General features: G+C 29.6%; 10 protein-coding genes. 4 read left to right on the top strand and 6 right to left on the bottom strand.

Features of this window, described 5'->3' with window-relative positions; translation table 11 throughout:
- From AMN73_RS00840 to holA, 3 genes are all read left to right on the top strand, one after another.
- Positions 1 to 369 (top strand): class I tRNA ligase family protein (locus AMN73_RS00840; RefSeq protein WP_143323181.1); only part of this gene is annotated, 369 nt, incomplete at its 5' end.
- On the top strand, positions 366 to 878 hold the full coding sequence (locus AMN73_RS00835; protein ID WP_075534419.1) for a hypothetical protein: 513 nt from the start codon (positions 366 to 368) through the stop codon (positions 876 to 878). The genes AMN73_RS00840 and AMN73_RS00835, both read left to right, overlap by 4 nt.
- A complete protein-coding gene (gene holA / locus AMN73_RS00830; protein ID WP_075534418.1) occupies positions 878 to 1867 on the top strand; it encodes a DNA polymerase III subunit delta in 990 nt (329 codons plus the stop codon). The genes AMN73_RS00835 and holA overlap by 1 nt, the downstream gene beginning before the upstream one ends.
- On the opposite strand, the gene AMN73_RS00825 is transcribed toward holA, so the two are convergent.
- The 5 genes from AMN73_RS00825 to mnmE form a co-directional block, all read right to left on the bottom strand.
- Positions 1857 to 2705 carry a ParB/RepB/Spo0J family partition protein gene (locus AMN73_RS00825; protein WP_075534417.1) on the bottom strand — a complete coding sequence of 283 codons (849 nt, stop codon included), beginning with the start codon at positions 2703 to 2705 and terminating at the stop codon, positions 1857 to 1859. The genes holA and AMN73_RS00825 overlap by 11 nt on opposite strands.
- Positions 2705 to 3505 (bottom strand): ParA family protein, encoded by an 801-nt coding sequence (locus AMN73_RS00820; RefSeq protein WP_075534416.1) that lies wholly within the window; start codon positions 3503 to 3505, stop codon positions 2705 to 2707. Before AMN73_RS00820 ends, AMN73_RS00825 begins: the two co-directional genes overlap by 1 nt.
- The gene (rsmG, locus tag AMN73_RS00815; RefSeq protein ID WP_082254563.1) at positions 3502 to 4137 is read right to left on the bottom strand and encodes a 16S rRNA (guanine(527)-N(7))-methyltransferase RsmG; all 636 of its coding nucleotides are present in this window, start codon (positions 4135 to 4137) and stop codon (positions 3502 to 3504) included. Before rsmG ends, AMN73_RS00820 begins: the two co-directional genes overlap by 4 nt.
- Positions 4134 to 6005 (bottom strand): tRNA uridine-5-carboxymethylaminomethyl(34) synthesis enzyme MnmG, encoded by a 1872-nt coding sequence (gene mnmG / locus AMN73_RS00810; RefSeq protein WP_075534415.1) that lies wholly within the window; start codon positions 6003 to 6005, stop codon positions 4134 to 4136. Before mnmG ends, rsmG begins: the two co-directional genes overlap by 4 nt.
- 65 nt (positions 6006 to 6070) lie before the next feature.
- Positions 6071 to 7402, bottom strand: coding sequence for a tRNA uridine-5-carboxymethylaminomethyl(34) synthesis GTPase MnmE (gene mnmE / locus AMN73_RS00805; RefSeq protein WP_075534414.1), 1332 nt, complete (start codon positions 7400 to 7402; stop codon positions 6071 to 6073).
- A 48-nt stretch (positions 7403 to 7450) separates the two neighbouring features.
- On the opposite strand from mnmE, the gene AMN73_RS00800 reads away from it, so the two are divergent.
- Positions 7451 to 8287: a sulfotransferase domain-containing protein gene (locus tag AMN73_RS00800; RefSeq protein WP_075534413.1), complete on the top strand. Its 837-nt coding sequence runs from the start codon at positions 7451 to 7453 to the stop codon at positions 8285 to 8287.
- Positions 8288 to 8303: 16 nt separating this feature from the next.
- On the opposite strand, the gene rho is transcribed toward AMN73_RS00800, so the two are convergent.
- A partial coding sequence (gene rho / locus AMN73_RS00795; protein ID WP_075534412.1) for a transcription termination factor Rho occupies positions 8304 to 8860 on the bottom strand: 557 nt, incomplete at its 5' end.

The following is an 8860-nucleotide window of genomic DNA, read 5'->3' as shown; positions in this document are numbered from 1 at the left end:
GGCCTCGAACACAGTCGGACAGATCTCTATATAAAAAATAATCTAAAAGAAAACTATAAAAAAATTTTAACAGTATTTTCTCCTATATTGCCACATATTATTTTTGAGTGTCTAGAAAGCCTAGATTGTGAAGTTTTCCAATCATGGCCCGATATTGATAAAAAGTTGCTAGAAGTTGAGAATATTGAATTTGTAATTCAAATTAATGGTAAAAAAAAAGCAATACTATCTGCAACTAAAGACATCGATGAAAAAACTTTGATGGATCAAATTAAAAAAGACGCTAAAATGGGAAAAATTTTCGAGGAAAAAGAAATTAATAAAGTTTTTTTCGTAAAGAATAGATTAATTAATATTTTAACAAAATGATAAAAAACAAAATATTTTTTTTTACAATCTTAATATTTTTATCTCAGTGCGGATACCAGACTATTTATTCAAATAAAAATTTAAATTTTAACGTGACACAAATTAAAATTTTAAATGATCAAAATATAGGAAGACAAATTAAGAATAGGCTAGGACATTTGAGTAGTAATACAAATGCTGATAATTTAAATTTAGAGATAGACTCAAAATTTGAAAAAAAAACTGCCTCTAAAGATAAACAAGGAAACCCGAATGTTTTTAATTTAAGTATTTATGTTAAGATTAATTTAATTAGTGAGAGTGGTATCGAGCAAAGCAAAGTTTTTTCTGAGGCAATTAACTATAATAATAACGAAAATAAATTTAATCTTAAAAAATATGAGGACTCGTTAAAAGAAAATTTAACAGAAAAAATAATTGAGGACCTATTAATCTATTTACAAAGCATTTCAGTAAACAAATCAAATGCTTCTTTAAAAGGAAATATTGGTTATACTGTTAAAAAATAATGATTATCAAAACCTTCCAGGTAAAAAACTTATATCCAAATAAGCAAAGTTTTTTTTTACTGTACGGTGAAAACGAAGGTTTAAAAAAAGAAATAACAGATATCATAATCAACAACTTTCGTGAAAATGTTCTTAAATACGATTCAGAGGAAATAATTAATAATCCAGATATAATTTTCTCAGAATTAAATAATGTATCTTTATTTGAAAATAAAAAGGTATTAATTATCAATAGAGCCACGGACAAGTTTTTTTCAATAATTGAAAATTTATTAGATAAAAATTACGAAGATATAAAAATTGTTATTAACGCTGGTGTCCTAGATAAAAAATCAAAAATGAGAAGTAAATTTGAAAAATCGAAAAATTTGGTTTGTATACCTTTTTATGCTGATGATACTTTGGCACTTACAACTCTAGCTAATAATTTTTTCAAAAAGCATAAAATTCCTATTTCTCAAGAAAATATAAATATAATAGCCGAGAGATGTAGAGGGGATAGAAAAAATCTTAAAAACGAACTATTAAAAATTGAAAGTTTAATTAAAATAAAGAATAAAGTTACAGCTGAAGAAATAGTTAAATTAACAAATCTTGCAGACAACTTTACTTATTCTGAATTAAGTGATCATTGTTTAAATAAAAATTTGAAGAAAACTACTAATATCCTTAATGAAAATAATTATTCTTACGAAGACTGCATAGCAATAATTAGAACAATGTTATTTAAGGTAAAACGACTAGTAGTTTTAAAAGAAAATCAAACCAAAAATCCAAATATTGATAATATTATCTCAAATTATAAACCGCCTATTTTCTGGAAAGATAAGGAATTAGTAAGATCACAAATGAAGGAGTGGGATTTAGATAAGATTAGAAAACTCATGTTTAAATTGGGAGAAATAGAACTTTCCATAAAAAAACATAATTCAAATGCTATGAATATTCTTTATGATTTCATTATTTCTCAGACAAAAACTAATAGTTAGACTTTATTATCTCAATTATCCTATTTAATTGATCTAAATCTTTGTACTCAAAACTAATGGAGCCACGATTATTTTTTTTATTATTTATCAAAACTCTGATACCTAATTTATCTTTTAAAATATTTTCTAAATCTTTTATATTTGCGGACTTTAAAGAAATTTTTCTGTTAGATTTGTTCTTAAAAAGTCTTACAAGATTTTCGGACTGACGAACTGATAATTTTTTATCTATTATTTTTTTTGCAATAACAAAACAATTTTCCAAACCAACAAGTATCTTAGCATGTCCTTGGGAAAGCTTGTTTGTCTCTACCAGCTGAATAACGTTATCTGGTAATGATAAAAGTCTCAAACAATTGGCTATATGAGCACGACTTTTCCCTATAAATTTAGCAACTTTATCCTGGTCATAACCAAAATCATCCATTAATTTTTTATACCCATTTGCTTCTTCAATAGGATTAAGGTCATGACGTTGTACATTTTCAACTATCGCAAATTCCAGAGATTTAAGATCGTCAGCCTCGATTATTATTGATGGTATTTCATTCAAGCCAGCATTTTGAGATGCTAACCATCTTCTTTCGCCAGCTATAATTTCATACTTGCCACTAATATCTTTTGATTTTCTAACTATAATTGGCTGAACAACACCTCTCTCTTTTATAGAGTTTGTAAGATCTTCCAAGTATTGTTTATCAAAATTTTTTCTTGGTTGTAATTTACTACGAACAACGTCACTAATAAGAAGTTTGTTGTTTGTGGAGTTAATTTTTGAATCTCCAATTAAAGATGATAATCCTCTGCCTAAACCCTTTTTTGATTTAAATGGATTCATTATGCTGCACTCTCAAATTTGTTTTCTTGATTTAAAAACTCCTCGGTAAAACTAAAATACGATTTACTACCTGGACATGTTTTATCGTATATTAATACTGGGATACCGTGCGATGGTGCTTCAGACAATCTTACATTTCTTGGAACTATGGTTTCGTATACTTGCTCCTTAAAATAATCTCTTGCCTCTTTTTCTACTTGTGAGGAAAGCTTATTTCTCTTATCGTACATAGTTAACAAGATACCACGAATTACAAGCGCAGGATTCAAGTTAGACTTTATTCTTTCTATAGTTTTAATGAGCTGAGTTACACCCTCTAAAGCAAAAAACTCAGTCTGTAATGGAACGATTAGTGAGTTTGAAGCAACTAGTGCCATGATTGTAAGCAAACTCAGTGATGGTGGGCAGTCAATCAGAATGTGGGAGTACTCTGCCCTAGAATCGTTTAAATAAGCGGTTAATTGATCTTTTAAAATAAAGGCTCTTCTGTTATCGCCCGCTGTTTCTACCTCTAACCCAGAAAGATCAACATTTGAAGTAATAATTTCTAGATTTTCGAAATTAGTTTTTTTAATAACATCAATAATTTTTTTTTCTCCATTTAAAACACTATAAATACTGCTTTCAGAATTTTCTAAATTAGACAAGCCTAGCCCTGTTGTGGCATTGCCTTGTGGATCAAGATCGATAACAAGTACTTTTTTATTTTGTAATGATAGCCCAGCAGCTAAATTTATTACTGTTGTTGTTTTGCCAACCCCTCCCTTTTGATTGATAATTGAAATTATTTTTGATTTCATTTTTTTTTTAAATTATAAATTTTAATAACTTTTGACTCCGGATTTGTTAAACTCTTTTTTTCCTTGTACTCAAAGTTCCAGGTCCTCATACAATTTGGCAAATACTCTTTTCCGCTTTTGCCTAGGAATAAAATTATGCTATTTAATTTTTTAAAATTGTTACTGACTAAATCAAGAATTGTGGGTAGTGGCTTGAAGGCTCTTGATACTAATGTGTCCGTAACCAAATTTTTTTCTTCAAAAATATTTTTCTGAAAAACCTCAGCGTTTAAATTAAATTTATTAATTACCTCATTCAAAAATTCTGTTTTACGAAAACTCTTTTCATAAAGATTAAATTTCATAGAAATTTTTTTATGCTTCATAATAATTGCCAGTACTATACCAGGAAGACCTGGGCCTGAACCAATGTCAGAACATATTTTCTCATTTTTATCAATAAAATCAATTATTTGTGCACTATCTATTATGTGTCTGTGTCTTAAGATTTTCTCTGTACCTCTTCCAATAAGGTTTATTTTTTTATTTCTAGATAGAATAAGGGAGCTATATTCTTCAAAATCTTCAAATGTTTCACGTGAAACATTTAGTGGTTCAAGCACAGAATATTGTAATATCTTCGAATCTATCAAGCTATATGCTTAATAGACTTTCTTTTAACGTGTGACAACAAAATATATACTGCTGCAGGGGTAATTCCGTCTATTCTGAGTGCCTGCCCCATTGTTTGAGGCCTAATTTTCTTGAATTTTGATTTAACCTCATTTGACAAGCCTGATAAAACCTCATAATCCATATTTTTTGGGATTTTTAGATTTTCATCTCTTTTAAAGGCTAATATATCAGCAGTTTGCTTAGTTAAATAACCTTTATAGTGAGCTTTTATCTCTAAAGCCTCATCAATTTCCTTTGTAAAAACTGGTATTTCAGGCCAAATTTCCCTGATTTTATCCATTTTTACGTCTTTTTGGCTCAAAACCTCATTTGCTGATCTATAAATTCCATCTTTTGCAATCTTAATACCGAATTTTTCTATTTTTGATGGTGAGATTTTTAATTTATTCATTTTTTTGTAAATTTTAGAAAAATTACTCAATTTTGTCTTAAAATGACGTTTTCTCTCATCAGATATCAAACCAATCTTTATACCTTTTTCAGTCAATCGAATATCTGCATTATCAGCTCTTAGAGTTAATCTATATTCAGCCCTTGAGGTAAACATTCTGTAAGGCTCAGCAACTCCCTTGGTTACTAAATCATCTATCATTACTCCTATATAAGCATCTGCTCTGTCTAGTATAAATGGCTCCATTTTTTTAAAAGCTAAACCTGCGTTAATTCCAGCAATTAAACCTTGAGCAGCTGCCTCTTCATAGCCTGTTGTGCCGTTTATTTGCCCCGCCAAATAAAGATTTTTAATTTTTTTTGTCTCCAAGGTTAAAAAAAGCTCTCTGGGATCAACAAAGTCATACTCTATAGCATATCCAGGACGTAGAATTTTTACGTCTTCTAAACCATTGATATTATGTAGTATTTCACGCTGTACTTTCTCTGGGAGCGATGTAGATATCCCATTTGGATAGATCGTATTATCATTTAAACCTTCTGGCTCCAAAAATATTTGATGCCTTTCCTTTTCACTAAATTTAACAACCTTATCTTCGATTGAAGGACAATATCTTGGTCCGACACCTTGGATACTTCCTGAATACATGGCGCTTAATTTTATATTCTTAGAAATTATATCATGAACTTTTTTATTAGTGTAAGTCATACGGCAGGAAACTTGCCTATTAATATTTTTTTTAGTGAGGAAAGAAAAAAAATAAGGTTCACTATCTGCATGCTGCTCCTCAAGACTTTGATAGTTGATTGTAGAGCTATCTAATCTAGGAGGGGTTCCTGTCTTAAGTCTACCAATCGTAAAACTATATTTTTTTAATTGTTCGCTCAAACCAGTAGATGGTTTTTCATTAAATCGGCCGGCTGGAATTTTTTCGTCACCTATATGTATCAAACCATTTAAAAACGTCCCTGTAGTAAGTATTATCTTACTAGATAAAACTTTTTTACCTGATTTTGTATAAAAACCATTTATTACATTTTTGTTGAAAATAAAGCTAATTACAGGATCAGAAAAAATGCTTAAATTACAATAGTTTACAAGTTTTTCTTTCATATATTTTTTATATAGAGATCTGTCCGACTGTGTTCGAGGCCCGCGTACTGCAGGTCCTCTACTCCTATTTAATAACCTGAACTGTATACCTGATTTATCAGTTACTTCTCCCATAACACCATCTAGAGCGTCTATTTCTCTTACCAAGTGACCTTTGCCAAGACCCCCAATAGCAGGGTTACAAGACATTTCGCCTATAGTATCAATGTTGTGAGTAAATAATGCCGTGTTAACTCCTAGCCTAGCGGATGCAGTGGCAGCCTCACAACCAGCATGCCCTCCACCAATGACTACAACATCAAATGATAAATCTTTTTTCATAGTATAAATCTATATATGAATTAAATATTTACAAGAACTGGCTTATAATATTAGTAAATTTAGCCTCATTTACCTATGCAAAAATCGTTGAAAATACTATCTAATATGTCCTCAACGTCTACCTTTCCAGTAATTTTACCCAAGCTTCTTGTTGCAAGCCTCAAATCCTCAGCTGCTTTATCAAAATCTCCGACTTTTTTCTTAGTATTAAATTTTTTTAAATTGAGTAAACATTCTTCTAAGTTTTTTCTATGTCTTTCCCTCGTAATTAAAATATTTTCAGTACCCTTAAATTGATTTTTGATTTTTTGTTTAATTGAATTAATTAACTTATTAATATTTTTTTGTTTTTTAATTGATAGTAAAATTGGATTAAGCTTTTTAAGTTTAGAGGATATTCTGTTAGATTTACTATCCACCTTATTTACTACTAATAAAGCTTTATCAGATGCGTAACTATCCAAAAAGCGTTGATTTTCCTTACTTTTAGCCTCTATCATTATGATATTGAGATCTGACTCGTCGGCTTTTTTTAATGAAAGTTTTATTCCTTTTCTCTCTATTTCATTTCTAGCATCTCTAATTCCGGCTGTATCAGAAATTATAACTGGGAATCCCTCAATATTTAAATGGGTTTCAATAACATCTCTTGTGGTTCCTGCTGCTGAGGATACTATTGCAACATCTCTATTTGAAAGATAATTTAATAATGACGACTTTCCAACATTAGGTGGTCCTATAATTGCTATTCTAAAACCCTCTCTTATAATCTCGCCGACCTTTTTATCATTTAAATTTTTTTCAATCTCATGAATAATATTCTGTGATTTAATTCTAATCTTTTTTATTATATCAGCAGGCAAATCTTCCTCTGGAAAATCAATTTTTGCCTCAACATTTGATAATATTTGTAAAAGATCACTTCTCCATTGCTCAAATTTTTTTAGATTGTTGCCCGCAATAATTTTCAGTGCTTGCTGCATTTGTATATCTGTTTCAGCTGATATTAAATCTCCAATACTTTCCGCTTTTAATAAATCTATCTTTCCATTTCTTAAAGCTATCTTAGTGAACTCGCCAGGCTCCGCTAGTCTACAATTTTTTATCTGAGAAATAGATTTTAAAAGCGAATTTACAACAGCTCTACTACCATGAACCTGTATCTCACTCATATCTTCTCCTGTATAACTATTAGGACCTGGATACCATATGACTATACCTTCATCTATCATGCTAGTTTTATTGATATTGTTTACTTTTTTAAGGGTCGCCATTCTAGGGAGCGGAAAAGGACCACTTGTCAATTTTTCAATCACCAGTTTGGCATCTGGTCCTGAAATTCTTACAACTGCAATGCCTGATGTCCCGATTCCAGAAGATAAAGCATAAATTGTCATCTGAATATTATAACTTGAAAATATTGAATAGATATCGATAAATGTAACATGATCATTTGGCTCGCTTCTTATCCAAAAAGTGGAAATACATGGCTAAGATTATTTCTAAGAGCATACTTTTTATCTGATAAAACTGAATTTTCAATTAACCAAGAAGGTGACAATGAATTTGAAGCAAAAACTTTTCCTAATATTGATATGCTTGAAAAAAACAAAATTAATTACTTTGAATTTGAGCAAATTGTTAAAAATTGGTTAAGTATTCAAGATTATATTAACCTTAATAATAGAGTTAATTTATTAAAAACACACAACGGAAACTTTAATATTAATGGTTTTCCATTTACAAACACTGAGAATACCATAGGTGGAATTTATATTGTGAGAGATCCTAGAGATGTTGCTTTATCAAATGCAGATCACTTTAACATTAGTCATGAAGAAGCAGTTTCAAATATGAATAATATGCAAAATTATGAATTTTACGATAAAAATTTAAATAAAGGGTTTAAAATATCAATTTTAGGTACGTGGTCTAGTAACTATAATTCCTGGAAACACTATCAAGGTAGACACATTCATTTAGTAAAATATGAGGATATGATAAAAAAACCAGATAATGAATTTTATAAAATACTGGAATACTTAAGCTCTTTTATTCCATTTAAAATTGATAGAATAAAAATAAGAAAAGCGATTAAAGACACCTCATTTAAGAATTTAAGTAAAATGGAAAATGAAAAAGGTTTCAAGGAATTAGGTGGTGGGAAGAAGTTTTTTAGGAAAGGCATAGTAGGAGATTGGCAAAACAATCTTGATCCAAAATTAGTAAAAAATATTGAAGAAAATTTTTATAAAGAAATGAAGGAATTAGGATATATTTAGTTATTATATTTAAATATTAGCTAGGCTTATTCATTGAATTAAAAAATTCCCCATTATTTTTAGTATTTTTTAATTTTGAATTAATGAATTCAATTGCATCCATGGATCCCATTGGAGCTATTATTCTCCTTAAAACATTCATCTTTTGAAGATCCGCTTTGTCGAATAAAAGCTCTTCTCTTCTTGTTCCTGATTTTGTTATATCTATTGCAGGGAATATTCTCTTCTCGGATATTTTTCTATCTAATATAGTTTCGCTATTTCCTGTTCCTTTAAATTCCTCAAAAATCACCTCATCCATTCTACTTCCTGTATCAATCAATGCAGTTGCTATAATTGTTAATGAACCACCTTCTTCTATATTTCTAGCAGCACCAAAAAATCTTTTTGGTCTCTGAAGAGCATTTGCATCAACACCACCTGTTAATACTTTTCCAGAGCTTGGGACAACAGCGTTATAAGCTCTACCTAATCTAGTTATTGAATCGAGCAATATAACAACATCTTTTTTATGCTCTGTAAGTCTTTTTGCTTTTTCTATGACCATTTCGGCTACTGCAACGTGTCTTTGTA

It is taken from the genome of Candidatus Pelagibacter communis (assembly GCF_001179965.1).
In the GTDB taxonomy this organism is placed as follows: domain Bacteria; phylum Pseudomonadota; class Alphaproteobacteria; order Pelagibacterales; family Pelagibacteraceae; genus Pelagibacter.
This window is presented reverse-complemented; position numbering and strand designations above follow the sequence as displayed.

Coding starts and splice junctions, on each gene's coding strand:
- mnmE (WP_075534414.1), bottom strand. CDS start 7,402: ATGACAATTTATGCTTTATCTTCTGGAATCGGGACATCAGGCATTGCA.
- holA (WP_075534418.1), top strand. CDS start 878: ATGATTATCAAAACCTTCCAGGTAAAAAACTTATATCCAAATAAGCAA.
- AMN73_RS00800 (WP_075534413.1), top strand. CDS start 7,451: ATGATCATTTGGCTCGCTTCTTATCCAAAAAGTGGAAATACATGGCTA.
- AMN73_RS00825 (WP_075534417.1), bottom strand. CDS start 2,705: ATGAATCCATTTAAATCAAAAAAGGGTTTAGGCAGAGGATTATCATCT.
- AMN73_RS00835 (WP_075534419.1), top strand. CDS start 366: ATGATAAAAAACAAAATATTTTTTTTTACAATCTTAATATTTTTATCT.
- AMN73_RS00820 (WP_075534416.1), bottom strand. CDS start 3,505: ATGAAATCAAAAATAATTTCAATTATCAATCAAAAGGGAGGGGTTGGC.
- mnmG (WP_075534415.1), bottom strand. CDS start 6,005: ATGAAAAAAGATTTATCATTTGATGTTGTAGTCATTGGTGGAGGGCAT.